The 23,720-nt window shown below is 71.2% G+C and carries 24 protein-coding genes and 1 pseudogene; 16 read left to right on the plus strand and 9 right to left on the minus strand.

Going from position 1 to position 23,720, the window contains the following annotated elements:
• Nucleotides 1-12 precede the first annotated feature (12 nt).
• The 7 genes from NYP07_RS11745 to NYP07_RS11775 all read left to right on the plus strand — a co-directional run bounded on the left by NYP07_RS11745 (nucleotide 13) and on the right by NYP07_RS11775 (nucleotide 6,271).
• On the plus strand, nucleotides 13-1,020 hold the full coding sequence (locus NYP07_RS11745; RefSeq protein WP_268150600.1) for a sulfate ABC transporter substrate-binding protein: 1,008 nt from the start codon (nucleotides 13-15) through the stop codon (nucleotides 1,018-1,020).
• Nucleotides 1,017-1,844: a sulfate ABC transporter permease subunit CysT gene (gene cysT, locus NYP07_RS11750; RefSeq protein ID WP_268150602.1), complete on the plus strand. Its 828-nt coding sequence runs from the start codon at nucleotides 1,017-1,019 to the stop codon at nucleotides 1,842-1,844. Before NYP07_RS11745 ends, cysT begins: the two co-directional genes overlap by 4 nt.
• A gap of 73 nt (nucleotides 1,845-1,917) precedes the next feature.
• Nucleotides 1,918-2,787, plus strand: a complete 870-nt coding sequence (gene cysW / locus NYP07_RS11755; protein WP_268150604.1) for a sulfate ABC transporter permease subunit CysW — start codon at nucleotides 1,918-1,920, stop codon at nucleotides 2,785-2,787.
• Nucleotides 2,787-3,845: a sulfate/molybdate ABC transporter ATP-binding protein gene (locus tag NYP07_RS11760; protein WP_268150606.1), complete on the plus strand. Its 1,059-nt coding sequence runs from the start codon at nucleotides 2,787-2,789 to the stop codon at nucleotides 3,843-3,845. The genes cysW and NYP07_RS11760 overlap by 1 nt, the downstream gene beginning before the upstream one ends.
• Before the next feature lie 265 nt (nucleotides 3,846-4,110).
• Complete coding sequence (locus NYP07_RS11765; protein ID WP_268150608.1) at nucleotides 4,111-4,329, plus strand: TOBE domain-containing protein; 219 nt, start codon at nucleotides 4,111-4,113, stop codon at nucleotides 4,327-4,329.
• A 13-nt stretch (nucleotides 4,330-4,342) separates the two neighbouring features.
• Complete coding sequence (locus NYP07_RS11770; protein ID WP_268150610.1) at nucleotides 4,343-4,930, plus strand: RBBP9/YdeN family alpha/beta hydrolase; 588 nt, start codon at nucleotides 4,343-4,345, stop codon at nucleotides 4,928-4,930.
• 369 nt (nucleotides 4,931-5,299) lie between these two features.
• Nucleotides 5,300-6,271: a CysB family HTH-type transcriptional regulator gene (locus NYP07_RS11775; RefSeq protein ID WP_268150612.1), complete on the plus strand. Its 972-nt coding sequence runs from the start codon at nucleotides 5,300-5,302 to the stop codon at nucleotides 6,269-6,271.
• Between the two features lie 10 nt (nucleotides 6,272-6,281).
• On the opposite strand, the gene NYP07_RS11780 is transcribed toward NYP07_RS11775, so the two are convergent.
• A complete protein-coding gene (locus NYP07_RS11780) occupies nucleotides 6,282-7,085 on the minus strand; it encodes a hypothetical protein (RefSeq protein ID WP_268150614.1) in 804 nt (267 codons plus the stop codon).
• A 248-nt stretch (nucleotides 7,086-7,333) separates the two neighbouring features.
• On the opposite strand from NYP07_RS11780, the gene NYP07_RS11785 reads away from it, so the two are divergent.
• Nucleotides 7,334-8,866, plus strand: coding sequence for a DUF1800 domain-containing protein (locus NYP07_RS11785; protein WP_268150616.1), 1,533 nt, complete (start codon nucleotides 7,334-7,336; stop codon nucleotides 8,864-8,866).
• A 5-nt stretch (nucleotides 8,867-8,871) separates the two neighbouring features.
• A complete protein-coding gene (locus NYP07_RS11790; RefSeq protein ID WP_268150618.1) occupies nucleotides 8,872-10,077 on the plus strand; it encodes a DUF1501 domain-containing protein in 1,206 nt (401 codons plus the stop codon).
• Here the strand turns inward: NYP07_RS11790 and NYP07_RS11795 are convergent.
• Nucleotides 10,074-10,637 carry a flavodoxin family protein gene (locus NYP07_RS11795; protein WP_268150620.1) on the minus strand — a complete coding sequence of 188 codons (564 nt, stop codon included), beginning with the start codon at nucleotides 10,635-10,637 and terminating at the stop codon, nucleotides 10,074-10,076. The two genes, NYP07_RS11790 and NYP07_RS11795, sit on opposite strands and share 4 nt — an antisense overlap.
• A gap of 38 nt (nucleotides 10,638-10,675) precedes the next feature.
• Nucleotides 10,676-11,404: a pirin family protein gene (locus NYP07_RS11800; RefSeq protein ID WP_268150622.1), complete on the minus strand. Its 729-nt coding sequence runs from the start codon at nucleotides 11,402-11,404 to the stop codon at nucleotides 10,676-10,678.
• Between the two features lie 97 nt (nucleotides 11,405-11,501).
• On the opposite strand from NYP07_RS11800, the gene NYP07_RS11805 reads away from it, so the two are divergent.
• The 6 genes and pseudogenes from NYP07_RS11805 to NYP07_RS11830 all read left to right on the plus strand — a co-directional run bounded on the left by NYP07_RS11805 (nucleotide 11,502) and on the right by NYP07_RS11830 (nucleotide 15,591).
• The gene (locus NYP07_RS11805; RefSeq protein WP_268150623.1) at nucleotides 11,502-12,470 is read left to right on the plus strand and encodes a LysR family transcriptional regulator; all 969 of its coding nucleotides are present in this window, start codon (nucleotides 11,502-11,504) and stop codon (nucleotides 12,468-12,470) included.
• Nucleotides 12,467-13,342, plus strand: a complete 876-nt coding sequence (gene gluQRS / locus NYP07_RS11810) for a tRNA glutamyl-Q(34) synthetase GluQRS (RefSeq protein ID WP_268150625.1) — start codon at nucleotides 12,467-12,469, stop codon at nucleotides 13,340-13,342. Before NYP07_RS11805 ends, gluQRS begins: the two co-directional genes overlap by 4 nt.
• Nucleotides 13,339-13,683, plus strand: a pseudogene (locus NYP07_RS11815) (FKBP-type peptidyl-prolyl cis-trans isomerase); the annotation flags it as partial. The gene gluQRS and the pseudogene NYP07_RS11815, both read left to right, overlap by 4 nt.
• 24 nt (nucleotides 13,684-13,707) lie before the next feature.
• Nucleotides 13,708-14,061: an FKBP-type peptidyl-prolyl cis-trans isomerase gene (locus NYP07_RS11820; RefSeq protein ID WP_268150759.1), complete on the plus strand. Its 354-nt coding sequence runs from the start codon at nucleotides 13,708-13,710 to the stop codon at nucleotides 14,059-14,061.
• A gap of 62 nt (nucleotides 14,062-14,123) precedes the next feature.
• Nucleotides 14,124-14,540: a PilZ domain-containing protein gene (locus tag NYP07_RS11825; RefSeq protein WP_268150627.1), complete on the plus strand. Its 417-nt coding sequence runs from the start codon at nucleotides 14,124-14,126 to the stop codon at nucleotides 14,538-14,540.
• Between the two features lie 139 nt (nucleotides 14,541-14,679).
• On the plus strand, nucleotides 14,680-15,591 hold the full coding sequence (locus tag NYP07_RS11830; protein WP_268150629.1) for a S1/P1 nuclease: 912 nt from the start codon (nucleotides 14,680-14,682) through the stop codon (nucleotides 15,589-15,591).
• A 14-nt stretch (nucleotides 15,592-15,605) separates the two neighbouring features.
• Here NYP07_RS11830 and map read toward each other — a convergent pair whose 3' ends face one another.
• From map to NYP07_RS11860, 6 genes are read right to left on the minus strand one after another with little or no spacing between them, the layout of a single operon-like run.
• A complete protein-coding gene (map, locus tag NYP07_RS11835) occupies nucleotides 15,606-16,403 on the minus strand; it encodes a type I methionyl aminopeptidase (RefSeq protein ID WP_268150631.1) in 798 nt (265 codons plus the stop codon).
• Nucleotides 16,400-16,849 carry an acyl-CoA thioesterase gene (locus NYP07_RS11840; RefSeq protein ID WP_268150633.1) on the minus strand — a complete coding sequence of 150 codons (450 nt, stop codon included), beginning with the start codon at nucleotides 16,847-16,849 and terminating at the stop codon, nucleotides 16,400-16,402. The genes map and NYP07_RS11840 overlap by 4 nt, the downstream gene beginning before the upstream one ends.
• Nucleotides 16,846-18,015, minus strand: coding sequence for a hypothetical protein (locus NYP07_RS11845; RefSeq protein ID WP_268150634.1), 1,170 nt, complete (start codon nucleotides 18,013-18,015; stop codon nucleotides 16,846-16,848). Before NYP07_RS11845 ends, NYP07_RS11840 begins: the two co-directional genes overlap by 4 nt.
• Nucleotides 18,002-20,818: an AAA family ATPase gene (locus NYP07_RS11850; RefSeq protein ID WP_268150636.1), complete on the minus strand. Its 2,817-nt coding sequence runs from the start codon at nucleotides 20,816-20,818 to the stop codon at nucleotides 18,002-18,004. Before NYP07_RS11850 ends, NYP07_RS11845 begins: the two co-directional genes overlap by 14 nt.
• The gene (locus NYP07_RS11855; RefSeq protein ID WP_268150638.1) at nucleotides 20,818-21,531 is read right to left on the minus strand and encodes a DUF4194 domain-containing protein; all 714 of its coding nucleotides are present in this window, start codon (nucleotides 21,529-21,531) and stop codon (nucleotides 20,818-20,820) included. Before NYP07_RS11855 ends, NYP07_RS11850 begins: the two co-directional genes overlap by 1 nt.
• Nucleotides 21,528-22,826, minus strand: coding sequence for a hypothetical protein (locus NYP07_RS11860; protein WP_268150640.1), 1,299 nt, complete (start codon nucleotides 22,824-22,826; stop codon nucleotides 21,528-21,530). The genes NYP07_RS11855 and NYP07_RS11860 overlap by 4 nt, the downstream gene beginning before the upstream one ends.
• A gap of 100 nt (nucleotides 22,827-22,926) precedes the next feature.
• On the opposite strand from NYP07_RS11860, the gene NYP07_RS11865 reads away from it, so the two are divergent.
• Nucleotides 22,927-23,718 carry a DODA-type extradiol aromatic ring-opening family dioxygenase gene (locus tag NYP07_RS11865; protein ID WP_268150642.1) on the plus strand — a complete coding sequence of 264 codons (792 nt, stop codon included), beginning with the start codon at nucleotides 22,927-22,929 and terminating at the stop codon, nucleotides 23,716-23,718.
• The last annotated feature ends 2 nt before the right edge of the window (nucleotides 23,719-23,720 follow it).

Here is a 23,720-nt window from a genome sequence, read left to right on the forward strand (position 1 = left end):
GACGGCCCCGCCATGCCCTTCTCCCTGCCTCGCCGCCGCGCCCTGCTGGCGCTGATCGCGTCGGCCACCACGCTGCCGGCCCTGGCCGCAGACCCGGCGCTGCTCAACGTCTCCTACGACGTGGCACGCGAGCTCTACAAGCAGCTCAACCCGGCCTTCGTCGCCGCGCAGAAGGCCAAGGGCCAGGCCGTCACGGTCAACCAGAGCCACGGCGGCTCCAGCAAGCAGATCGGCGCCGTCATCGGCGGCCTGGAGGCCGACGTCGTGACGATGAACCAGGCCACCGACGTGGACCAGCTCGCCAGCGCCGGCCTCACCGCCGCCGACTGGCGCAGCCGCTTCCCGAACGGCGCGGCGCCCTATTCGTCGACCATGCTGTTCCTCGTGCGCAAGGGCAACCCCAAGGGCATCAAGGACTGGAGCGACCTGGCCCGCCCCGGCGTGCAAGTCATCATCCCCAACCCCAAGGTCACCGGCAACGGCCGCTACGGCTATCTGGCCGCCTGGGGCAGCGTCATCGCCACCGGCGGCAGCGAGGCCCAGGCCCGCGAACGCGTGGCCAGGATCTTCGCCAACGTGCCGGTGCTGGACGGCGGCGGCCGCGGCGCCACCACGACATTCACGCAGCGCGGCATCGGCGACGTGCTCGTCACCTTCGAGGCCGAGGTGGAGCTGATCGAGAACGAGTTCGGCAAGGGCCAGTTCGAGCAGGTCAACCCCGGCATCTCCATCGAGACCGAGGCGCCCGTGGCCCTGGTCGACAAGGTCGCCGGCAAGCACGGCACCGCCGCGCTGGCCAAGGCCTACCTCGACTTCCACTGGGCGCCTGAGGCCCAGGAGATCATCGCGAAGAACAACTTCCGCCCGCGCGACCCGGCCGTGTTCAAGAAACACGCGGCCCGCTTCGCCGACATCAAGCTCTTCGGCATCGACCAGTTGGGCGGCTGGGCCAAGGTCGGCAAGACGCATTTCGCCGACGGTGGCATCTACGACCAGATCGTCACGGGAATCAAGCGTTGACCTTTGCTCGAAAAAGAGTCCTGCCGGGCTTTGCCCCCACGCTGGGCTTCACGCTGTTCTATCTGTCGCTGCTGGTGCTGATCCCGCTGGCGGCGGTGTTCATCAAGTCCGCCGGCCATGGCTTCGACGCCTTCTGGGCCGCGGCCACGTCGCCGCGCGTGGTCGCGTCCTACCAGCTCAGCTTCGGCGCCTCGCTGCTGGCTGCGGGCATCAACCTCGTGTTCGGCCTCATCCTGGCCTGGTGCCTGGTGCGCTATGACTTCCCCGGCCGCAAGCTGGTGGACGCGCTGATCGACCTGCCCTTCGCGCTGCCCACGGCCGTCGCCGGCATCGCGCTGACGGCGCTGTACGCGCCCAACGGCTGGGTGGGTTCGCTGTTCGCACCCCATGACATCAAGATCGCCTTCACGCCGCTGGGCGTGCTGCTGGCGCTGATCTTCATCGGGCTGCCCTTCATCGTGCGCACCGTGCAGCCGGTGCTGGAAGACATGGAGACCGAACTGGAGGAAGCCGCCGCGTCCCTCGGCGCCCAGCGCTGGACGACCTTCCGCTTCGTCGTGCTGCCGACGCTGCTGCCGGCCCTGCTGACCGGCTTCGCGCTGGCCTTCGCGCGCGCCGTGGGCGAGTACGGCTCGGTCATCTTCATCGCCGGCAACATCCCGCTGGTCAGCGAGATCACGCCGCTGATGATCATCTCCAAGCTGGAGCAGTACGACTACGTCGGCGCGACGGCCATCGCCGTCGTCATGCTGGTCTTCAGCTTCGTGCTGCTGCTGGCCATCAACCTGCTGCAGGCCTGGAGTTCCAAGCGAGGTTCCCGATGAGCCCCCACGTTCGCTTCGCTCTCTGCCCCCCGAGAGGGCTGGCCTCCCTTGGGGCGGCCCGGCGGGAGTCCCGATGAGCACCGCACTGACCGTCTCCCGCGGCAGCCGCCCCGACTACCAGGCCAACCCCGCCACGCGCGAAACCCGCGCCGTGCGCTGGCTGCTGCTCGCGCTGGGCCTGGGCTTCTTCGGCCTCTTCCTGCTGCTGCCGCTGGTCGCCGTTTTCACCGAGGCGCTGCGCAAGGGCTGGGAGGTCTACTTCGCGTCGCTGGCCGACGAGGAGACGCTGTCGGCCCTGAAGCTCACGCTGCTGGCCGCGGCCTTCGCCGTGCCCTTCAACCTCGTCTTCGGTGTCAGCGCGGCCTGGGCCATCGCCAAGCACGATTTCCGCGGCAAGCAGCTGCTCGTCACCTTCATCGACCTGCCCTTCTCGGTGTCGCCGGTCGTCGCCGGCCTGATGTATGTGCTGCTGTTCGGCGCCCAGGGCTGGCTCGGCCCCTGGCTGCAGGAACACGACCTGAAGATCGTCTTCGCCGTGCCCGGCATCGTGCTGGCCACCGTCTTCGTGACCTTCCCCTTCATCGCCCGCGAGCTGATCCCGCTGATGCAGGCGCAAGGGCGCGACGAGGAAGAGGCCGCCACCGTGCTCGGCGCCGGCGGCTGGCAGACCTTCCGCCATGTCACGCTGCCCAACATCAAGTGGGGCCTGCTCTACGGCGTCATCCTGTGCAATGCGCGTGCCATGGGCGAGTTCGGCGCGGTGTCCGTCGTGTCGGGCCATGTGCGCGGGCTGACCAACACGCTGCCGCTGCAGGTCGAGATCCTCTACAACGAGTACCAGTTTGCCGCGGCCTTCGCGGTGGCGTCCATCCTCGCGCTGCTGGCGCTGGTGACGCTGGTGCTCAAGCAATTCGTCGAATGGCAAGCCGCCAGGAGCCAGTGATGGGCATCAAGGTCGAAAACATCCACAAGAGCTTTGGCGGTTTCACCGCGCTGGGCGACGTGTCGCTGGACTTCCCGACTGGCGAGCTGGTCGCCCTGCTCGGCCCCTCGGGCTGCGGCAAGACCACGCTGCTGCGCATCATCGCGGGCCTCGAACAAGCCGACGCGGGGCGCGTGCTGCTGGACGGCCGGGACGCCTCCGACACCCATGTGCGCGAGCGCCAGGTCGGCTTCGTGTTCCAGCACTACGCGCTGTTCCGCCACATGACGGTGTTCGACAACGTCGCCTTCGGCCTGCGCGTGAAGCCGCGCAAGCAGCGCCCCAGCGAGGCCGAGATCAAGAAACGCGTCACCGAGCTGCTGCAGCTCGTGCAGCTGGACTGGCTGGCCGACCGCTACCCGCCCCAGCTCAGCGGCGGCCAGCGCCAGCGCATCGCGCTGGCCCGCGCGCTGGCCGTCGAGCCGCGCGTGCTGCTGCTGGACGAGCCCTTCGGCGCGCTGGACGCCAAGGTCCGCAAGGAGCTGCGCCGCTGGCTGCGCCGGCTGCACGACGAGCTGCACATCACCAGCATCTTCGTCACCCACGACCAGGACGAGGCGCTGGAGGTGGCCGACCGCATCGTGCTGATGGACCACGGCAAGGTCGAGCAGGTCGGCACGCCGCAAGAGGTCTACGAGCGCCCGGCCACGCCCTTCGTCTACGGCTTCCTCGGCGCGGCCAACCGCTTCGTCGGCCGCGCCCACGGCGGCGTTCTGCACATCGGCGAGCACCAGCTGCCGCACGACGGCGCGCATGACGGCGGCGAGGTGCAGGCCTATGCCCGGCCGCACGAGCTGCAGATCTCGACAGACGCCGCCGCACCCGGCCTCGCGGCCACCGTCGAACGCGTGCTGGCCTTCGGCGCCAGCGCCCGCGTCGAGCTGATCGGCCCCGACGGCCAGCCGCTGGAGGCCGAGCTGACGCGCGACCAGGCCGACGCGCTGCGCCTGCAGGGCGGCCAGCGCGTGAAGCTCAGCGCCGCGCGGCTCAGCCTGTTCGAGGCCGGCGCAGGCATCTGACCCCTAACTCGCGTAGCCAGCGGCCTCATCAACACTGATGAGGCCGGCCGGCAGGCCGCGGCACGCTCGCCTAGGCTCGGCAAGCGGGGCGCTGCCGGCCCAACCCCGTCGACTGCCAGGCCCTGCTGCGGCCCGGCCACAACGCCAAGGCCAAGCTCCGGCAGCGCTGATATTCAGCGCACGCATGCGCTGCTGAGATTTGCTTCCTTCCGCGCTGCGGGCGGGCTGCGCACACTGGCTCCACGTCACTCACCTGGAGCCTGCCATGAGCATCACCGCCATCAACGTCCGCAACCAGTTCCGCGGCACCGTCAAGGACATCATCGAAGGACCGGTCGTTTCCGAGGTCGACGTCGTCACGCGCAGCGGCGACGTCGTCACGTCGGTCATCACGACGCGTTCGGTCAAGGACCTCGGCCTGGAGGTCGGCCGCGAGGTCGTCGCCCTCGTCAAGTCCACCGAAGTGTCGATCGCGACGCTGTGACGGAGCCGCCGCCATGAGCTACCGGCCGCCGCGCATCCTCATCATCCCGGGCCTGCACGACAGCGGCCCGGCGCACTGGCAGACCTGGCTGCAGGGCCAGTACCGCGACGCCCGCCGCGTCACGCAGCGCGACCCCGCCAAGCCCGAGCTGGAGCGCTGGGCCGAGCGCATCCGGCGCACGCTGGAAGTGGCGGGCGATGGCGAGTGGCTGGCCGTCGCGCACAGCTTCGGCTGCCTGGCCCTGGCCCGCCACCTGGCCGACCACCCCGACTCCGCCATCCGCGAGGCCCTTTTCGTCGCGCCGGCCGAGCCCGACAAGTTCGGCGTCGCCGAGTCCCTGCCCCACCAGCGCCTGCCGCGCCGCTCGCGCCTGCTCGCCAGCATGAACGACCCGTGGATGAGCGCCGCCAGCGCCGCCCGCTGGGCCCATCGCTGGGGCGCCAGCTACAGCAACCTCGGCGCCGTCGGCCACATCAACGCCGAGGCCGGATTCGGCCCCTTCCCGATCGCCAAAAGCTGGGTCGAAGCGGCCCGCGCACGCGCGGCGGCCGAGCAGCGGCCCCGGCATGCGGAGTTCCGCGAATGGGCGTTCGCTGTCTAGGGCCTGTTCACCCGACGGCAGCAGGCCGCGTTGTGGCCAGAAAGCCCGCGAGCAAGGCGCGAAACGAAGCTTGGGTAGGCCCCAAGCGAGGCTTCGCAACGCCGCGCGCGGGCTTACTGACCGCAACCCGCAGGGAAGGCCATCCGCCAGGGGCCACTCCGCGTTGCACCGCTTGCCCGCACGCAAGTGCGGGCGGCGCGCTGCGCCTTGATTGGCCCCTGGCGGATGGCCTTCGCGACCTACTGCCGTCGGGTGAACAGGCCCTAACCCGGCATCGCCTTGAAGCCGCCAGCGTCCACGCTGCAACGCATATCGATATGGCAAATGCTTCGACGACAAACGGCGGCGCCATTCGCAGAATCGCCGCGCATGAACTTCCAGCAACTCCGCTCCGTCCGCGAGGCCCGGCGCCGCGGCTTCAACCTGACCGAGGTGGCCCAGGCCCTGCACACCTCGCAGCCCGGCGTCAGTCGCCAGATCCGCGAGCTGGAGGAGGAACTGGGCATCGAGCTCTTCGTGCGCGTCGGCAAGCGCCTCACCGGCCTGACCGAGCCCGGCGAGCAGGTGCTGCCCGTCATCGAGCGCCTGTTGGTGGAGGCCGAGAACCTGAAGCGCGCTGCCGACGACTTCGCCAGCGCCGGCAGCGGCCGCCTGCGCATCGCCGCCACGCACAGCCAGGCCCGCTATGCGCTGCCGCACGCGGTGCGCGACTTCCGCGCCCATCACCCGGACGTGAGCCTGCACCTGCAGCAGGGTTCGCCGCAGCAGATCGCCAAGCTGCTGCTGGAGGGCGAGGCCGATGTGGGCATCGCCACCGAAGCGCTGGCCCAGTACCCGGAACTGGTCGCCCTGCCCTGCTACCGCTGGACGCATGCGGTCGTCGTGCCGCCCGACCACCCGCTGTCCACCAGCGGCGAGCCGCTGACGCTGGCCCGGCTGGCGCAGTTCCCCATCGTCACCTACGAGCCCGGCTACACCGGCCGCTCGCATATCGACGAGGCCTTCGCCGCCGCGCGGCTCACGCCCCATATCGTGCTCAGCGCGATGGACGCCGACGTCATCAAGACCTATGTGGAGCTGGGCCTGGGCGTGGGCATCGTCGCGGCCATCGCCTTCGACGAGGAACGCGACCGCCAGCTGCGCGCCATCGATGCCCGCCACCTGTTCGAGGACAACATGACGCGGCTGGCCGTGCGCCGCAGCGCCTTCCTGCGCGACTACGTCTACGCCTTCATCCAGACCTTCGCGTCGCCGCTGCGCCGCGAGGTGGTCGACGCGGCCCGCCACCAGGCGGCAGAGGGCGCGGCGGAGCCGGTGCTGGCCTGGTCCCGGGCGGCCTGACCGGGGGCGCTCAGAAGCGCAACTGCTCGACCAGTTCCGCCGGGTAGTGGCGCAGGAAGGCGCGCCGCAGCGCGCCTTCCGCGACGGCCTGCTCGAACATCTGCGTCAGCAGCGCCAGGTCGGCGGCATCCAGATTGCGCCTGGACAGATAGACGCCGTTCTCCATCAGCGGCACGGCCTGCAGCAGCTCGATGCGAAAGGCCGTCTGGGCCAGCGGCTGGCGCGGCGCCAGGTCCAGAGCCCCCTGACCCGTCACATGGGGCAGCAGCGTGAAATCGGCGCGGCCTGCGCGCAGCATGCGGCCCAATGCCTCGATGTCGGGCACGATGTCGGCCCGCCGGTCGGCCAGCAACTGGTCGATGAAGTCCCCGTAGGCCGGGCCGAAGTAGTAGCCGCGCACGAAGACGCCGCGCAGGTTCTTGTCGGCCAGCAGCCGCTCCAGGTCGGCCGGCACGTGCGCGTGCGTGCGCAGCGTCGCGACGGCCAGCCCCTGGTGGCTCAGCGGCACGAAGAGGTGGGAGCGGTCGCGCGAGGGCTTGCGGATGGCCGGCAGATAGAGGTCGCCGGACTGCGCGTCGAACACCGTGCGCTCGGCGCGCGCCCGCGGCACCACGCTGAAGCGGAATTCGCAGCCCGCCAGCGCTCCGCGCTCGCGCAGCAGCTCGGGCAGCACGCCCAGGATCTGCTCGGCCTCGACGAAGACGAGCCGGCCCGCCGGCGAGACCGGCACGTCGATGACGCGCGAACAGCCGGCCTCGGCACGCTGGCCGGCCAGCGCGGCACCGGCCAGCGCCAGCACGGCCAGCCTGTGCATGATCCGACGCCCACTTCGCATGCCGGGACATTACCTTCCGGCTGCGATGACAGCAAGCCGCCGCTGCAAACCCGCAGCCCTGGCCGGCTCAATGTCGAGGCCAAGGATTTCCGGCGCATCCGCGAAATATCACCTCGCCAGCAAACAACGGAAACATCGGCACGACGCGCTTTGCTAGCCTGCGCGCCGGTCAACGCGAAACGGCCGCCGGCCGTTGGCGCTCGACCCGCGCGAAAGGCCCGCCCGCCATGAAAGCCCTGTCCCCATTCCTGCTGTCCGGCGCCGCCCTGCTGCTGGCCGGCTGCGCCAATGCGCCGCCGCAGCCGGCCGCGCCGGCCACGCACAGCGCCGCGCAGGACACCCTCTGGCTGGACCGACTGAGCTGGGGCGCCAGCAGCGCCGACCTGGCCGCCGTGCGCACCCGCGGCCGCGCCGCCTGGCTGGATGCCCAGCTCGCCCCGCACACGCCGGCCGCGCTGCCCGACGCCGCGCAGGCGCAGATCCAGGCCCTGGGCGTCGGCCAGCAGGCGCTGGCGCCGCTGGTGCAGGCCCTGGAGGCCCAGCGCAGGGCCGCCGACGCGACGGCCGACGACACCGCCAAGGCCGCCGCGCAGAAGGACTATCAGCAGCACCTCGGCCAGCTGGCCCGCGAGGCCTCGGCCCGGGCACTGCTGAACGCGCTCTACTCGCCCAACCAGGTGCAGGAGCAGCTGACCTGGTTCTGGTTCAACCACTTCAACGTCCACCAGTACAAGGCTAATCTGCGCGTCATGGTGGGCGACTACGAGCAGGGCCTGCGCGAGCGCTCGCTGGGGCGCTTCCGCGACCTGCTGGGCTACACGACCCACCACCCGGCCATGCTGCGCTACCTCGACAACGAGCAGAACGCGGCCGGCCACATCAACGAGAACTACGCCCGCGAGCTGCTGGAGCTGCACACGCTCGGCATAGGCGGCGGCTACAGCCAGCGCGACGTGCAGGAGCTGGCCCGCGTGCTGACCGGCCTGGGCGTGAACCTGGGCGACAACCGCCCGAAGCTCAAGCCCGCGTTTGAGGCGCAATACCGCCGCGACGGGCTGATGGAGTTCAACCCCGCGCGCCACGACTTCGGCGACAAGCAGCTGCTCGGCACCACCGTGAAGGGCCGCGGCCTGGCCGAGCTGGATCAGGTGCTGGACCTGCTGGCCCGCCACCCCAGCACGGCGCGCTTCGTGTCGCGCCAGCTGGCCCAGTATTTCGTTGCCGACGAACCGCCGCCGGCCCTGGTGGAGCGCATGGCCGCGCGCTGGCAGCAGACCGACGGCCGCATCGCCGAGGTGATGCGCACGATGATCGCGTCGCCCGAGTTCGAGGCCTCGCTGGGCCACAAGTTCAAGGACCCGACCCACTACGTCGTCTCCGCCGTGCGGCTGGCCTATGCGGACAAGGTGGTGCTGAACACCGGCCCGATGATCGGCTGGCTCTACCGCCTCGGCCAGGCGCCCTACAACCGCCAGACGCCGGACGGCTATCCGCTGGACCAGAACGCCTGGGCCGGCCCGGGCCAGATGACGACGCGCTTCGAGATCGCCCGCGCCATCGGCAGCGGCAGCGCCGGCCTGTTCAAGCTCGACGGCGAGAAGCAGGACCGCCCCGCCTTCCCGCAGCTGGCCAACCCGCTGTACTACGAGGGCATCGCGCCGCGCCTGGCCGCCGCCACGCAGCAGGCCTTGGGCCAGGCCACCTCGCCGCAGGAATGGAACACCTTCCTGCTCGCCTCCCCCGACTTCATGAACAGGTGACCCCCATGAAACGCCGCAACCTGCTTCAGCTCGGCCTCGCCGGCCTCGGCACGGCCGCCCTGCCGACGCAACTCTGGGCCGCGCCGTCGCCCGACGCGCCGCGCCTGCTCGTCGTCTTCCTGCGCGGCGCCTACGACGCGGCCAACCTGCTGGTGCCCGTGTCGTCCAGCTTCTACTACGAGGCCCGACCCAATATCGCCATCGCCAAGGCCGCGGCCCTGCCGCTGGACGGCAACTGGGGCCTGGCGCCGGCGCTGGCCGACAGCATCCACCCGCTGTGGCTCAAGGGCCAGGCCAGCTTCGTGCCCTTTGCCGGCACCCACGACACGACGCGCAGCCACTTCGAGACCCAGGACCACATCGAGCTCGGCCAGCCCGACAACGCCGCGCGGGACTTCCGCAGCGGCTTCATGAACCGCCTGGCCGGCGTGCTGGGCGCGGGCGCCGCGGCCGGTTCCAGGTTCGAGGCCATGGCCTTCACCGACCAGGTGCCGCTGATCCTGCGCGGCAGCCTGCCGGTGGCCAACCAGGCGCTGCGCGACCTGGGCAAGCCGGCCATCAGCGCGAGCCAGGCCCAGACCATCGCCGGCATGTACGCCGGAACCCGGCTGGCCGGCACGGTCAGCGGCGGCTTCGAGGTGCGCGACGAGGTCAGCCGCGCGATGTCCGGCGAGGCCGGCGAGATGGAGGCCGCCAGCCGCAACGCCATCGCGGCCAAGGGCTTCGCGCTGGAGGCGCGCCGCGTCGCGCGGCTGATGCGCGACCGCGTGACGCTGGGCTTCATCGACGTGGGCGGCTGGGACACCCATGTCGGCGAAGGCGGGGCAACGGGCCAGTTGGCCACCAAGCTCGGGGAACTGGGCAAGGGGCTGGCGTTGTTCGCCGACGAGATGGGCGCGCAGTGGAACAACACCGTGGTGGTGGTGGTCAGCGAGTTCGGCCGCACCTTCCGCGAGAACGGCAACCGCGGCACCGACCACGGCCACGGCAGCGCCTACTGGGTGCTGGGCGGCGGCGTGAAGGGCGGGCGCATTGCCGGCGAGCAGGTCGCCGTCAACGCGTCCACGCTGTTCCAGAACCGCGACTGGCCGGTGCTCAACGAATACCGGGCGCTGTTCGGCGGCCTGCTCAGACGCATGTACGGCCTGAACGACGCGCAGCTGGCCACGGTCTTCCCTGCGGCCAGTGCGCGCGACATCGGGCTGGTTTAGGCGGCGGCCTCGGCCCAGCGGTCCGCGACGGCCTTGATGCGCTCGCCGAAATGGCGGGCCGTGGCGAGGTCGCCCGGCACCATCTCCTCGGCCGAGGCGTCGCTCGGGGTCTGGGTGATGAGGCCGGCATAACCGCCCAGGTTGTTGACATCGCCGCGCGTGGCGGCCTTGTGGTTGGGCGCCTTCAGGCCCATGCCGACCCAGATCATGCCGTGCTGCTGGCTCAGCGTGTGCAGGTACTGGATCGTGCCCTGCTTGTCGCCGTTGAGCGTGGCGGAGTTCGTGAAGCCGGCGGCGATCTTGTCCTTCCACAGCTGGGCATACCAGGGCTTGCTGCTGGCGTCGGCCACCTTCTTGAACTGCCAGCTCGGGCCGCCCATATAGGTCGGCGTGCCGAAGACGATGGCGTCGGCGGCGGCGAGCGCGCCCCAGTCGGCCTCGGAAATATTGCCCTCGGCATCGATGGGCATCAGCCGGGCGCCCGCGGCGTCGGCGACGGTCTCGGCGATCTTCTTGGTGTGACCGTAACCGGAGTGATAGAGAACGACGATCTTGCTCATGGAGGATGTCCTGTGCATGTGGGTGGAAAACGAAAGGTTCAGGCGGCCAGGTCGAAGATCAGGACTTCGGCGTCACGACCGGCCGTCAACGCGAGGCGCGATGTTTCGCGAACTTGCAAGGCATCACCCGCCGCCAGGTCTTGCCCGTTGACGGTAAGCGCGCCGCGCACGAGGTGGACATAGGCGATGCGGCCATCGTCCAGATCGAGCTCGGCCTGCTCGGCGCCGTCGAAGAGGCCGGCGTAGAGCTTCGCGTCGGCATGGATGCTGACCGCGCCCTGCGCGCCGTCGTTGGCCGCGACCAGGCGTAGCTGGCCGCGCTTGGAGGCGGCGTCGAAATGCTTCTGCTCGTAGCTGGGCGCGATGCCGCGCGCGGCGCCGTCGGGCTGGATCCAGATCTGCAGGAAATGCGTCGTCTGGTCCTTCGCATGGTTGAACTCGCTGTGCAGCACGCCGCTGCCGGCGCTCATGCGCTGCACGTCGCCGGGGCGGATGACGCCGGCGTTCGCGCCGCCCTTCTCGCCGTTGCCCATGCTGTCCTTGTGCGCCAGCTCGCCGGCGAGCACATAGCTGATGATCTCCATGTCGCGGTGGCCGTGCGTGCCGAAGCCGGTGCCCGGCGCGATGCGGTCCTCGTTGATGACGCGCAGCGCGCCGAATCCCATGCGGGCCGGGTCGTGGTAGTCGGCGAAGGAGAAGCTGTGGAAGGACTTCAGCCAGCCGTGATCGGCATAGCCGCGGTCGCAGGACTTGATCAGTTGCAGCATGGTGGTCTCCTTTTTCGCCGGTGCAGCCAATGTAGGAGCCGGCCCCTCGATGACCAGTCAGCCGGCCTTGAGCACACCATTCAAATAGACTGAACTGATGACCTCCCCCCAAGACAAACGCCGCGCGCTGACGCCGGAAGCGCTGGCCATGATGGACACCATCGCCCGCACCGGCAGCTTTGCCGCCGCCGCGCGCGAGATGGGCCGCGTGCCGTCGGCGCTGACCTATTCCGTGCGCCAGCTGGAAGACACGCTGGACGTGCTGCTGTTCGACCGCAGCTCGCGCCAGGCCGTGCTGACCTCGGCCGGCCAGGAGCTGCTCGTCGAGGGCCGGCGCCTGCTGCAGGAGCTGGATGCCGTGGCCAACCGCGTGCGCCGCATCGCCACCGGCTGGGAAAGCGAGCTGACGCTGGCCGTGGACGACGCGCTGGCCCGCCGCGCCGTGTTCGACCTGATGGAGGCCTTCTACGCCGAGCGCCTCGAAGGCGGCGGCCCGCCCCCCACGCGGCTCAAGCTGCGCGTGGAGGTGCTGGCCGGCACCTGGGAGGCCCTGCTCAGCGGCCAGGCCGACATCGCCATCGGCGTGCCGACGCGCACGCCCAGCCCGGCCATCCAGACCGCGGCGCTGGGGCCGCTGGAGTTCGCCTTCTGCGTGGCGCCCCACCACCCGCTGGCCGAGGCTCCCGAGCCGCTGACGGCCGCGCAGATCGCGGAGCACCGCATCATCACCGTGGCCGACAGCGCCCGCCAGCTGCAGCCCATGACCATCGGCGTGCTGCCAGGGCAGGACGTGCTGACGCTGCCGTCGCTGGCCACCAAGGTCGAGGGCCTGCTGCGCGGTCTGGGCTGCGGCTCCGTGCCGGCGCCCATGGTGAGCCGGCACATCGAGGCCGGCCGCCTCGTGCGCAAGTCCACCTACGAAGGCCTGCGCGCCGGCACGATGCACTACGCCTGGCGCGACAACGGCCAGGCGCCCGGCAAGGCCCTGGCCTGGTGGCTGGCGCGGCTGCGCAACGGCACGACCTGCAAGGCGCTGCTGGAGCAGCATGAAGGGCTGCTACTGTGACGTATCGAGGAAGGTTTGCGCCGTCTCCCACTGGCCCGCTGCATGCCGGCTCGCTGGTGGCCGCGCTCGCCAGCTGGCTGGACGCCCGCGCGCATGGCGGGCAATGGCTGGTGCGCATCGAGGATGTCGACGGCCCGCGCTGTCCGCCGGGCATGGACGCGCTCATCCTCGGCCAGCTCGAGCGCTTAAGCCTGCGCCCCGACGAGGCGCCGGTCTGGCAGTCGCGCCGTGGCGAGTTCTACCAGGCCGCGCTGGACCGCCTGATCGCCGGCGGCCAGGCCTATGGCTGCGCCTGCACGCGGGCCGAGATCGCGGCCGCCGCCGGCCCACGCGCAAAGCATGGCGAGCTGGTCTACCCCGGCACCTGCCGCGAGGGCACCCGCGGCCGCCCGGTGCGCGCCTGGCGCCTGCGCGTCCAGGGCCGCATCGGCTGGCAGGACCGCCGCCTGAGCGCGCAGTCGCAGGATCTCGAAGCCGAGGTCGGCGACTTCGTGCTGAAGCGCGCCGACGGGCTGTGGGCCTACCAGCTCGCCGTCGTCGTGGACGATGCCGAACAAGGCATCACCGACGTGGTCCGCGGCGAGGACCTCGCCGAAAACACGCCGCGCCAGATCGCGCTGCAACGGGCACTCGGCCTGCCCACGCCGCGCTATCTGCACACGCCGCTGGTGATGGCAGCGGACGGGCACAAGCTGTCCAAGCAGAACGGGGCAGCGGCGCTGGACCTGGGCGATCCGGTGGCGAGGCTGCGGGAGGCGGCCGTGCGGCTGGGCTTGCACTTGCACACCTCTGATCCCCTCGCGGAGACGGTGGCGCAGTGGCAGGCGGCGACAATCCCGGCTTTCTCCAACAGCTCAAGGATTTCCCCATGAACACCACGCCCAGCGGCCTGCAGTTCGTAGACAGCGTCGTCGGCGACGGCAAGATCGCCCAGGCCGGCCACGACGTCACCGTGCACTACACGGGCTGGCTCTGGGTCGACGGCGCGAAGACGACCAAGTTCGACTCCAGCCTGGACCGCCGCGAGCCCTTCGAGTTCGAGCTCGGCGCCGGCATGGTCATCCGCGGCTGGGACGAGGGCGTGCAGGGCATGCAGATCGGCGGCAGGCGCACGCTGATCATCCCGGCCGGCCTAGGTTATGGCGCGCGCGGCGCCGGCGGCGTCATCCCGCCGAACGCGACGCTGTGCTTCGAGGTCGAGCTGCTCGGCGTGGCCGGCGGCCCCGAGCCCGTCGAACTGGACCTGCAGACGACGGCCAGCGGCCTGCAGTACGAGGACCGCGTCGCCGGCGACGGCGCCGAAGCCGCCCAGGGCCAGCGCGTGTCGGTGCACTACACCGGCTGGCTCTACAAGGACGGCCTGCGCGGCAAGAAGTTCGACTCCAGCAAGGACCGCGGCCAGCCCTTCCGCTTCCGCCTGGGCGGCGGCGAGGTTATCGCCGGCTGGGACGAGGGCGTGCAGGGCATGAAGGTCGGCGGCACGCGCATGCTGGTGCTGCCGCCCGAGCTGGGCTATGGCGCGCACGGTGCCGGCGGCGTGATCCCACCCAACGCGACGCTGCTGTTCGAAGTGGACCTGCTGGCCGTCTGACAAGGCACTGTCACGCGGCACTGGTTTGATAGGGACTCCGTAACGAATCCCAAACCCCCGCCATGTCCGTCGACCAACGCCGCTTCCCCCGCGTCGAGTTCTTCCTGGTGCCCACCGAGCACGAGCAGTTGCCGGTCTGGGTCATCAAGCCGCAGGGGTTGGCGGACGCGCGTGGCGGGGTCGTCGTCAACCTCAGCGAGGCCGGCCTGCAGATCCTCGCGGCGGCCGAGCCCGGGCTGGACGCCCAGCACTACGAGCTGCGCCTGCTGCTCGGCGAGGACGACGGCGTGCCGCTGTTCAGCGCGGCCGTGCGCCGCGTCTGGAGCCGGCCGCTGAGCCAGCTGGTGCAGCTCGGCGGCTTCGAGTTCGAGTCGTCCAACTCCGAGGCCGAGGAGTTCCTGCGCACGCAGACGGCGCAGATCACCGCGCGCAAATGGGTGCGCTGCGTGCTGGTGGAGAGGATGACCGCGCTGGCCTGAGAGTTCGCGCGCGCCATCCACAAGCTTGCTGACGAACGGCACGCTCAGGCCGAACTAGGTGTTTGCACGGCAGCCAAGGGCGACAACACTGCCCGTCAGCCCCGGCAAACGGGTGTCCCGCCTTCCTCGGAGAATCACCATGGACCTTCGCCCCCATCTCGCCAGCAGCCTGCTCACCGCCACGGCGCTCGCCGCACCGGCCCCGTCCTTCGCCTGGGGCGACGAGGGCCACGAGATCGTCGGCACCCTCGCCTACCAGCGCCTGACGCCCAAGGCCAAGAAGGCGGTCGACGCGCTGCTGGCCCAGGACAAGGATGCCCTGACCCAGCCCGACTTCGTCAGCCGCGCAACCTGGGCCGACAAATACCGCGACTCCGACCGCAACACCACCCAGGTGCGCTACAGGGCCACCCACCAGTGGCATTTCGTGGACATCGAGATCGATGGCGGCACGCTGGACCAGGCCTGCTTCGGCCGCCCGCCGCTACCCGCGGGCACGCCGGCCAGCCAGGGCCCGGCCGATGCCTGCGTCGTCGACAAGCTGGAGCAGTTCAGGCAGGAACTCGCCGACCCCGCGACACCCACCGCCGAGAAGACGCTGGCGCTGAAGTTCATCATGCATTTCGTCGGCGACGTGCACCAGCCGCTGCACGCCTCCGACCATCACGACAAGGGCGGCAACGCCGTCGCCGTCGAGGTCGCGCCGTCCACCCGGCAGGGCAATCTGCACGCCTACTGGGACACGCAGCTGGTCCAGAAGCTCGGCACCTCGGTGCCCACGGCGGCGGCGGCGGTCGCCAAGCTCATCACGGCGCAGAACGTCGCGCTCTGGTCGGCCGGGTCGATCGAGGACTGGGCCGGCGAATCCAACGCCAAGGCCAAGGCCATCGCCTACAACTTCAGCGGCGAGAAGACCTTCGTCGACGACCATGGCGGCGTCGGTGAAGTGCTGGACGCCCAGTACGCCGCCCGCGCCCTGCCCGTCGCCAAGGAAGCCCTCGCCAAGGCCGGCGTGCGGCTGGCGAACCTGCTGAACGAGGCGTTCAAGTAGGCCGCCGCCGCGGCTCAGTCGATGGCGGGGTAGTCGCCGAGGCCGTCGGGCCAGGGCGTCAGGATCTCGAAGCCATCCCGGGTCACCGTGACCATGTGCTCCCACTGCGCGGACAGCGAGCGGTCCTTCGTGACGACGGTCCAGCCATCGTTCAGTTCGCGGATGGCGGCGCCGCCGGCGTTGATCATCGGCTCGATCGTGAAGATCATGCCCTGCTGCAGCTTCAGGCCCTCGCCGGGGCGCCCGAAGTGATTCACATGCGGCTCGTCGTGATAGACGTCGCCGATGCCGTGGCCGCCGTACTCCCGCACGACGCTGAAGCCGGCCGCGTGCGCGACCTTCTGGATGGCGTGGCCCACGTCGCCCAGCGTCGCGCCCGGCCGCACCTGGCGGATGCCGGCGCGCAGCGCCTCGTAGGTCGTCGTCACGAGCCGGCGTGCCAGCACATTGGCCTCGCCGACGATGAACATGCGGCTGCTGTCGCCGAACCAGCCGCCCTTGGTCAGCGTCACGTCGACGTTGACGATGTCGCCCTTCTTCAGCGTCTTGTCCCGGCTCGGGATGCCATGGCAGACGACATGGTTGGGCGAGATGCAGGCCGTCTTCGGGTAGCCGTGGTAGCCGACGTTGGACGGGATGCACTTCAGCGTGTCGACGATGTAGTCGCGGCAGAGGTCGTCCAGTTCCTCCGTCGTCACGCCGGGCACGACATGCGGCTTGAGCATCGCCAGCACCTCGGCGATCAGGTGGCCGGCCTCGCGGGCCCTGGCGATCTCGTCGGGCGTGCGGATCTTGATGCTGCGGGTGTTCATGGCGTATTTTCTCGGACGATGGCGGCCTCGTAGACGGCCAGGAATTCGGGGGGCATGCGCCGCGGCTTGCCGCTGCTGATCTCGATGCAGATCAGCGTCCAGCGTCCACGCATCAGCGTGACGCCGTCGCCCGCGCGGCGCAGCTGGAAGCGCCGCTGCATCGTCAGCCGGCCGTCGCTGGCCGTCAGCCACGTGCCCAGCACCAGCGCCTCGCCCTCGAAGGACGGCAGCAGATAGTCGTAATGCGCGTCGCGGATGGCCATCGCGCGGTCCAGGCTGCGGTAGTCGGCCAGGCCCAGGCCCAGCGCCTCGGAATGCGCCCAGCCGGCCTGCCCGCACCAGCGCACATAGACGGCGTTGTTGGTGTGGTCGAGGCCGTCGATGTCCTCGGCCGCGGGCGCCAGCGACAGCGTGAAGGGCGACGGATGGTCCCAGCCTTCGGTCACAGCCAGCCCTCCTGCTCGGCCTTCACGCCGCGTTCGTTCAGTGCATCGCGCAGAGCGGCCAGTTCGGCGGGCAGTGCCGCCGTGGCCAGCCGGTCCAGCACGGCGCGGTCGTAGCGGCCCAGCGGCTGCAGGCCCCGGCGGTCCAGCCGCTCGGGCTCCATCGCCGTGGCGGCCCAAGGCAAGCCCGCGGCGACCCACGGCGCGGCCGCGGCCAACGCGATCTCGATGCCGGCCGGGTCGGCATCGGCGCTGATGGCCGCCGGCGCCGGCGCGAGTTGCAGCAGCCGCGTCATGCCCGCGCCCCAGCCGCGGGTCGGCCGGCCTGCGATCCAGACCAGCCCGACGCCTTGCTCGCAGCGCGCGGCCTGCTTCTCGAAGCTGGCGCGGTTCTCGATCAGCCACCAGCGCGTCGGCGGCGTGACGCGCTCCAGCGCAGCCAGCGACTCCACGGGCAGCGTGATGAAGGGCGCCACGCCCATGTCCACCCGCAGGCCGCCGGGCCAGTGCAGGCTGAGATGGCCTGCCAGCGTCAGCTCGGGCGCAAAGGCGCCTATGCCCAGTGCAGGCAGGTCGAAGTGGCGCTCCAGCCACTGCCACTCGCCCTCGCTGACGGCCTTGGTATGGCCCAGACGCAGCGCGAAATCGCGGCGCAGGCCCGCGCCGCCCTCGCCCACCCAGCCGCGCAGCGCCTCCAGCAGTGCAGCCCGCGCTTCGACGAGGCCAACGGCCATGCGCGACTCGGCCAGGCCCTGCGCGGCCTCTCCTGCCAACGCGTCGTCCATCAACGCCGCCAGCCGGTCCGCCAGCGCCTGGCGGCGGGCGTCGCGCTGGCTTTGCGTGGGCAGGCCCAGCGCGGCCTGCAAGGCTTCCAGCTCGACCCACAGCAGGCTGCTGCGCTGCCAGCGCCCGCGCTCGAAGCTCTCCTTCAGCGTGCAAAGGCCGGCGGCCAAGGCCTTGTCGGCCAGCCGGGCGGCCAGCTCGATGCGTGCGGCACCGGCCACCTCCAGCAGCGCCTGCCAGCGGCGCGTGTCGGCGCTGCCACGCAGCCAGTCGACCAGCAGCTCGCGCTCGTCCACGTCCAGCGCCGGCAGCGAGGCGGGCCAGACCGGCGCGCCCGCGGCCCGATGCCGACGCGTGCGGTCGGCGCTCAGCTCACGCGTATTCACTGACTTCCGGCCTTCGCGCCAGCACGGCGATGGGCGGCGCCCAGCGTTCGCCGCGCGGCTTCTTGCTGGTCACCAGTGTGATCTCGCTGGGCTCGAAGACCTCGACGTTGTGCGTGATCGGCGTCGTCAGCATGTACTGCGCCCGCGTCGAACGCAGGAAGTGGCCGACGAGCTGGATGTTGCGCACGTCCAGGTGGGCGAAGGGCTCGTCGATGAAGACGAAGCCGCCGGGCGTCTCGTCGTCCTTCATCAGGCCGACGAGCAGGATCAGGCTCTTCAGCACCTGCTGGCCGCCCGAGGCCTCGCCGTCGTTCAGGCCCACCTCGCCCTTGCCGTCGAAGTTGAACCTGACCTGCAGGCCGGCCTGGGCGAGCACGGTGTCGTCGTTGTCCAGATGGGGCAATTGCGCCTCGGCGACGACGCCGGCCAACTCTCCCAGTTCGGCGACGTTCTTCTTGTAGCGGCGCACGGTGGCCTTGAGCACGTCGATGTAGCGCTCGCGGGCATTGCTGGCGGCCGTGGCGGCCAGCGCATTGCTGGCGCGGCGGTCGCTGAGCTGGGCGTCCTGCTCGCGCACCTGCATCTCCATGCGGGTGTGGCGGTCGACGACGCTGGCGTCGGTTTCCCAGACGCCCTTCTCCAGCTCCTCGCCCACGTGATGGGCGCGGATCTCGGCCTGCTTGGCGTTCTCGAACTCGTTGCGCAGCGCGCTCAGCGCGATGGCCGTCACCCAGCGCGGCGGGAACTTCGCGCCGGCATCGCGCGAGGCCAGCGCCGCGGTGTGCAGCGTCCTGCGGCGGTCGCCGTGCTCGCGTGCGGTGCGGGCCTGGCGTTCCTCGCCGTCGGCCAGTTCCCGCTGCGCACGCTCGTAGTTCTGCTCGTGCACGCCGGAGGCCTTCAGCAGCCGGTCGTGCTCGGCCTCCACGGTCGTCATGCGCGTGCTGGCCTCGGCGCGCGCCTGCTTCAGCGCGGGCAGGCGCGCGCGGGCCTCGGCGAACTCGTCGGCGCGTTCGCCCAGCTCCACGGCGGCCTTGTGGCCCTGGGCGGCGCGCTGGGCGTCCTTGAGCTGGCGGTCGACCTCGGCCTGGGCCTTGGCGACGCCGGTCAGCTCCTTGTCGATGCGGATCAGCTCGCCCTCCAGCGACGCGCGCCGCGACGCCACGGCGTTGGCACCGAACTGGTGGTCCGACGCCGGGATGGCCACGCTGCGGCCACCGCGGCCATCGCGGTAGTAGGCGTCGGGCGTGATCCATTCGCCACCCGTGCCCGAGCCTTCCTCGGTGCTCGCCACGCAGCGGATGCCGTCGAGCTGGCGGGCCAGCCAGGTCGGCAGCGGCGCACCGACCTTCAGCGCGGCCAGCAGCGAGCCGGGCCGCGGCGGCGGCACCGGCGCCGCGTCGGAGACGACGTAGTGCCGGTACTTCTGCTTCGCGGCGATGCCGAAGGCGCGCGCCTCGTCGCTGCGCTGCCTCAGCACGATGACCCAGCGCGAGCCGCGCAGCACGCCCTCGGCCGCCGCGCGCCAGTGCTCGTCGGCGATGTCGATGCAGTCGGCCACGACATGATGGGCGATGCCGGCCTCGTCCAGCGCACGGCGCAGCGGCGCGACCTCGGGCGGCGGCGGCGGCAGGCGCCTGTCCTTGAGCTCGGCCAGCAGCCCCTGCACATGCAGCAGCTTGTCGTTCCAGCGCGTGTAGTCGCCGCGCAGCCGGTCCCGGTCGGCGGCCAGCGCCTGGGTGCGCGCGGCCAGCGCGGCGGCGTCGGCCTCGACGTCCGCCAGAGCGCGCAGCTCGTCCTCGCGCTTGACGGTCGCCTCGACGGGCTTCTCGGCGTCCCTCGCGGTGTCGAAGGCGGCGCGGGCCTCGCGCTTCTCGCCGTCCAGCGCGATCAGGCGGGCCTTGGTGGCCTCGTGCTCGGCGAACAGCTGGTGCAGCCCGGCCCGCTTGGCCGACAGCGCCCGCGCATCGCCCGCCGCAAACAGGCGTGCCCGATGCAGGTCACGGCCCTCGCGGGCCAGCCGGTCACGGGTTTCGCTCCACTGCATGACGGGCAGCACCTCGGTGGCCAGGCGCTCGCGCTCGGCGATCTTCAGCTGCCACTGCCGATAGCTGTTGACGCGGTTGGCCAGTTCGCTCAACTGCGCCTGCGTGCGCGCCAGCTCGCCTTCGGCGGCCTGCACCTCCTTGGCCAGTTGCTGCTGGTGGGAGCGCGCCTGCTCGTAGCGGTCCAGCACCTCCTGGTCGCCGAACACCTCGAAGACCAGGCGCAGCAGTTCCTTGGCGCTCAGCTCGCACAGGCGGTCGGTCTGGCCCTGCTCCAGCGCCAGCACGCGGCCGATGGCGCGCGTGAGGCCCGCGGCCTCCAGGCGCTTGCGCCAGGCCTCGACGCCCAGCCACTCGCGCTCGCTCTTCTCGGCCAGCTGCTCGATCTCGACCGCGCCCTCGACGATCAGGTAGCGGCGCACCCAGTCGCCGCCCTGGCGCTCGATGCGGCAGGCCAGCGTGACCTGATCGGCATAGACCAGCGAGCTGGCGAAGGGCCGGCTGCTGTTCTGCCGGCTGCGCGGGCGGTTGTCCACCAGCGCGCGCAGCCAGGCCGTCTCGGCGTTGGCGTGGCGGGCATAGGTGCGGAAGGTGCGCCCGCCCGAGCACTCCAGGCCCAGCAGCGTGCGCAGCGCATCCAGCAGCGTCGTCTTGCCCGAGCCGTTGGGCCCGGCGATGGTGATGATGTTGCCGTCCAGCGGCAGCGTGACGCGCTGGCAGTAGTCCCAGTGCAGCAGTTCAAGGGTTTGCAGGTGGAACATCAGTCCTCGCTCGTCTCTTCGGCGTCTTGCTCGGTGCGGGCGGCCTGGATGGCGGCCAGCGCGGGCGCGGCGGTGGCGTCGGTCGCGCGGGCCAGCACGTCGGCCAGCGCGCCGTCGAGGATGCGCGGCGCGAGCTGGTCGTAGTCCAGCAGCAGGTCCAGCAGCGGGCCTTCGGCGATGTCTTCGCCACGGCGGGTGATGAAGCCGTGGTTCTCCAGCCGCCTGAGGTTGGTGTCCAGGCGGGTCTTCTTGCCGAGCTGGTCGCCGAAGTCGGCCAGCAGGCTGCGATAGCTGAGCACCGGCGACACGTTGGCGCCGGCCGGCAGCGGCTTGTCGGCGGCGAACATCTCGCCCTGCTGCTCGCCTGCGGCGTCCGCGCGGTTGAGCTGGCGCTGGCGCTTGGGCAGCACGATGAGGCTCCACAGCACCACCAGCAGCGACACGCCATCGCGCGGCAGCTCCAGGTTGTTGTTGGCCGACAGCCCCGACTCGCCGAACACGGCGCTCTCGGCCGGCCGCAGCAGCGCGACGCTGACATGCTCGGCATAGACGTTGTCCACCAGCTTCAGGCCCACGCCGGCCAGCCGGGCCGTGACGGCGGCCCACAGGTCCGCGTCGATCAACGCCCGCTTGACCAGGGGATGGGTGCGGGGCAGCCAGCGGCGCGCCAGCAACTGGGCCGCGAGGCTCGCGGCATCGTCGAGTGCATTCATTCGGATTCGCTCAGGAGGTCGCCGCGGCTCATCCAGGCCACGAAGCGGTCATCGATTTCGCCCTGCTCGGCGCTCCAGCGCACCCGCCAGGGCTGGCGGGCCATGTCGCCGGTGGCGCCCTTGAGATGGCGGGCCTGCGGGTCGCCCAGCAGCGGCAGCAACTGCGCACGATAGGCGGCGGCGGCGTAGCTGCCGCCCAGCACGGCGGGTCCGACGGGCTGGGTACCCAGGCCCTGGGCCGTCCAGCCGTCCAGCAGCGCCTGCAGCGCGCCCAGCTCGGGCGGCAGGCTCAGCACCTCCAGGCGGCCGTCGGGCGCGGCCTGGGGGTTGGGCAGACCGACGGCATCGGCGGGCCTGGGGCGGTCGCGCTCGAACTCGGCCTCGGCACCGTCCACCAGCTCCTGCGCGGCCACCATCACGGGCTGCACGGCGGTGGACAGCACCTCGCCCAGCAGCAGGTCGAGCCGGGGCATGCGCTGCAGCCACTGGCGCAGGTCGGTGGTCGTCACGCCGGTGGAGCCCAGCGTCACGCGCTGGCGGTCGGCCTGCTGCAGCGCGCGGTTGAACTGGCTGGCCATGACCAGCAGGCTGGCCTGGGCGCTGGCGAGGTCGCGCGCCAGCCGCTCCAGCCGCGCGTGGCCGCTGGCCTGGGCCTGCTCGATGATGGCCTTGACGGCGTCGCTGGCGCGGTCCACCAGGGCCATGGCGCGCTCGAAGCGGGCATTGGCACGGCGCAGCTCGAACTCGCTGCCGCTGGCCATCGCGTCGGCGAACTCCTCGCGCAGCCGCGCGAGCTGGGCCTGCAGCATGTTCAGCTGCTGCGGCTCCAACAGGCCCAGTTGATGGGCACCGGCGACGCCGGCCAGCAGCGCGGCCAGGTCGTCGTCGGGGCCAGCGGCATCGGCCGTGAGCGGCTGCAGCATGCCGACGACCGACTGCGCCAGCGGCGCGATGGCATAGGTCTGCGTGGAGGCGTCCCAGTGCAGCAGGCCGGCGTCGCGCAGACGCTTGAGCACCGTCTCCAGCGCGTCGTCGCGGACATGGTGGAAATGGCGGTTCAGCTCGTCGCGGGCCAGCCGCGCGGCCGGCAGCGCCATCAGCTCCAGGAACACCCACACGCGCAGCCGCACCCAGGCGGCCTCGCCGCCGAACAGCGCGCGCTGCGCGGCCAGCAGGGCCTCGTGGCGCTCCAGCTGCCACCACAGCAGCGAGTCCACCGGCGCGCCGCCGTCGCGGAAGAACTCGTCGGGCGAGCGCGAGTCGTCGAGGGCGGAGGTGGGACGAAGGTCGGACATGGGGCGCGGATTATCGTCGGCGTCATTCAGGCGCTTTGAGTGCTGCCGGCGGCCGGCTTGAACCCCGGGAGCGCGACGCTGGCCTAATCTGGAGCCCATCATGAGACAGCCCACCTTCTTTCTCTCCCACGGCGGCGGCCCCTGGCCCTTCATGGACGGCGACTACCGCCAGGCCCACGCGAAGCTGGAAGCCTCGCTGCAGGCCCTGCCGGCCACGCTGCCCGAGCGGCCGAAGGCGATCCTGATGATCTCGGCCCACTGGGAGGAGCCCGCCTTCACGGTGATGACCTCGCCCGCGCCGGGCATGCTCTACGACTACGGCGGCTTCCCGCCCCACACCTACGAGGTGGTCTACCCGGCCCCGGGCGACCCGGCGCTGGCCGAGCGCGTCGCCGGCCTGATCGAGGCCGCCGGCCTGCCGGCCGCGCGCAACGCCCAGCGCGGCTTCGACCACGGCGCCTTCTGCACGCTGGTGCCGATGTATCCGGACGCCGGCGTGCCGGTCGTGCAGCTGTCGCTGAAGCGCGGCCTGGACCCGGCCGAGCACCTGGCCCTGGGCCGGGCGCTGAGCCCCCTACGCGACGAGGGCGTGCTGATCCTGGGCAGCGGCTTCAGCTTCCACAACCTGCGGCTCTACAACGAGGCCGGGCGTGCGCCTTCGGCCCAGTTCGACGCCTGGCTGCAGGCCGCCCTGCCCTCGGTCGACGGCCGCGCCGAGCGCCTGCAGGCCTGGGCCGAGGCGCCCGCGGCACGCCTTGCCCACCCGCGCGAGGAGCATCTGCTGCCGCTGATGGTCGCCGCCGGCGCGGCCGAAGGCGATGCCGCAAGCTGCAGCTACCGTGAGACGGATTTCCTGGGCGGCGTGACGGCTTCGAGCTTCCGCTTCGGCTGAGC

The organism is Pelomonas aquatica (genome assembly GCF_026712205.1).
GTDB lineage: Bacteria > Pseudomonadota > Gammaproteobacteria > Burkholderiales > Burkholderiaceae_C > Pelomonas > Pelomonas aquatica.

Bases quoted from the DNA above. Each gene is read 5' to 3' on its own strand.
- NYP07_RS11745 (WP_268150600.1), top strand. From the start codon at position 13: ATGCCCTTCTCCCTGCCTCGCCGCCGCGCCCTGCTGGCGCTGATCGCG.
- cysW (WP_268150604.1), top strand. From the start codon at position 1,918: ATGAGCACCGCACTGACCGTCTCCCGCGGCAGCCGCCCCGACTACCAG.
- NYP07_RS11760 (WP_268150606.1), top strand. From the start codon at position 2,787: ATGGGCATCAAGGTCGAAAACATCCACAAGAGCTTTGGCGGTTTCACC.
- NYP07_RS11765 (WP_268150608.1), top strand. From the start codon at position 4,111: ATGAGCATCACCGCCATCAACGTCCGCAACCAGTTCCGCGGCACCGTC.
- NYP07_RS11770 (WP_268150610.1), top strand. From the start codon at position 4,343: ATGAGCTACCGGCCGCCGCGCATCCTCATCATCCCGGGCCTGCACGAC.
- NYP07_RS11775 (WP_268150612.1), top strand. From the start codon at position 5,300: ATGAACTTCCAGCAACTCCGCTCCGTCCGCGAGGCCCGGCGCCGCGGC.
- NYP07_RS11780 (WP_268150614.1), bottom strand. From the start codon at position 7,085: ATGCACAGGCTGGCCGTGCTGGCGCTGGCCGGTGCCGCGCTGGCCGGC.
- NYP07_RS11785 (WP_268150616.1), top strand. From the start codon at position 7,334: ATGAAAGCCCTGTCCCCATTCCTGCTGTCCGGCGCCGCCCTGCTGCTG.
- NYP07_RS11790 (WP_268150618.1), top strand. From the start codon at position 8,872: ATGAAACGCCGCAACCTGCTTCAGCTCGGCCTCGCCGGCCTCGGCACG.
- NYP07_RS11795 (WP_268150620.1), bottom strand. From the start codon at position 10,637: ATGAGCAAGATCGTCGTTCTCTATCACTCCGGTTACGGTCACACCAAG.
- NYP07_RS11800 (WP_268150622.1), bottom strand. From the start codon at position 11,404: ATGCTGCAACTGATCAAGTCCTGCGACCGCGGCTATGCCGATCACGGC.
- NYP07_RS11805 (WP_268150623.1), top strand. From the start codon at position 11,502: ATGACCTCCCCCCAAGACAAACGCCGCGCGCTGACGCCGGAAGCGCTG.
- NYP07_RS11825 (WP_268150627.1), top strand. From the start codon at position 14,124: ATGTCCGTCGACCAACGCCGCTTCCCCCGCGTCGAGTTCTTCCTGGTG.
- NYP07_RS11830 (WP_268150629.1), top strand. From the start codon at position 14,680: ATGGACCTTCGCCCCCATCTCGCCAGCAGCCTGCTCACCGCCACGGCG.
- map (WP_268150631.1), bottom strand. From the start codon at position 16,403: ATGAACACCCGCAGCATCAAGATCCGCACGCCCGACGAGATCGCCAGG.
- NYP07_RS11850 (WP_268150636.1), bottom strand. From the start codon at position 20,818: ATGTTCCACCTGCAAACCCTTGAACTGCTGCACTGGGACTACTGCCAG.
- NYP07_RS11855 (WP_268150638.1), bottom strand. From the start codon at position 21,531: ATGAATGCACTCGACGATGCCGCGAGCCTCGCGGCCCAGTTGCTGGCG.
- NYP07_RS11860 (WP_268150640.1), bottom strand. From the start codon at position 22,826: ATGTCCGACCTTCGTCCCACCTCCGCCCTCGACGACTCGCGCTCGCCC.
- NYP07_RS11865 (WP_268150642.1), top strand. From the start codon at position 22,927: ATGAGACAGCCCACCTTCTTTCTCTCCCACGGCGGCGGCCCCTGGCCC.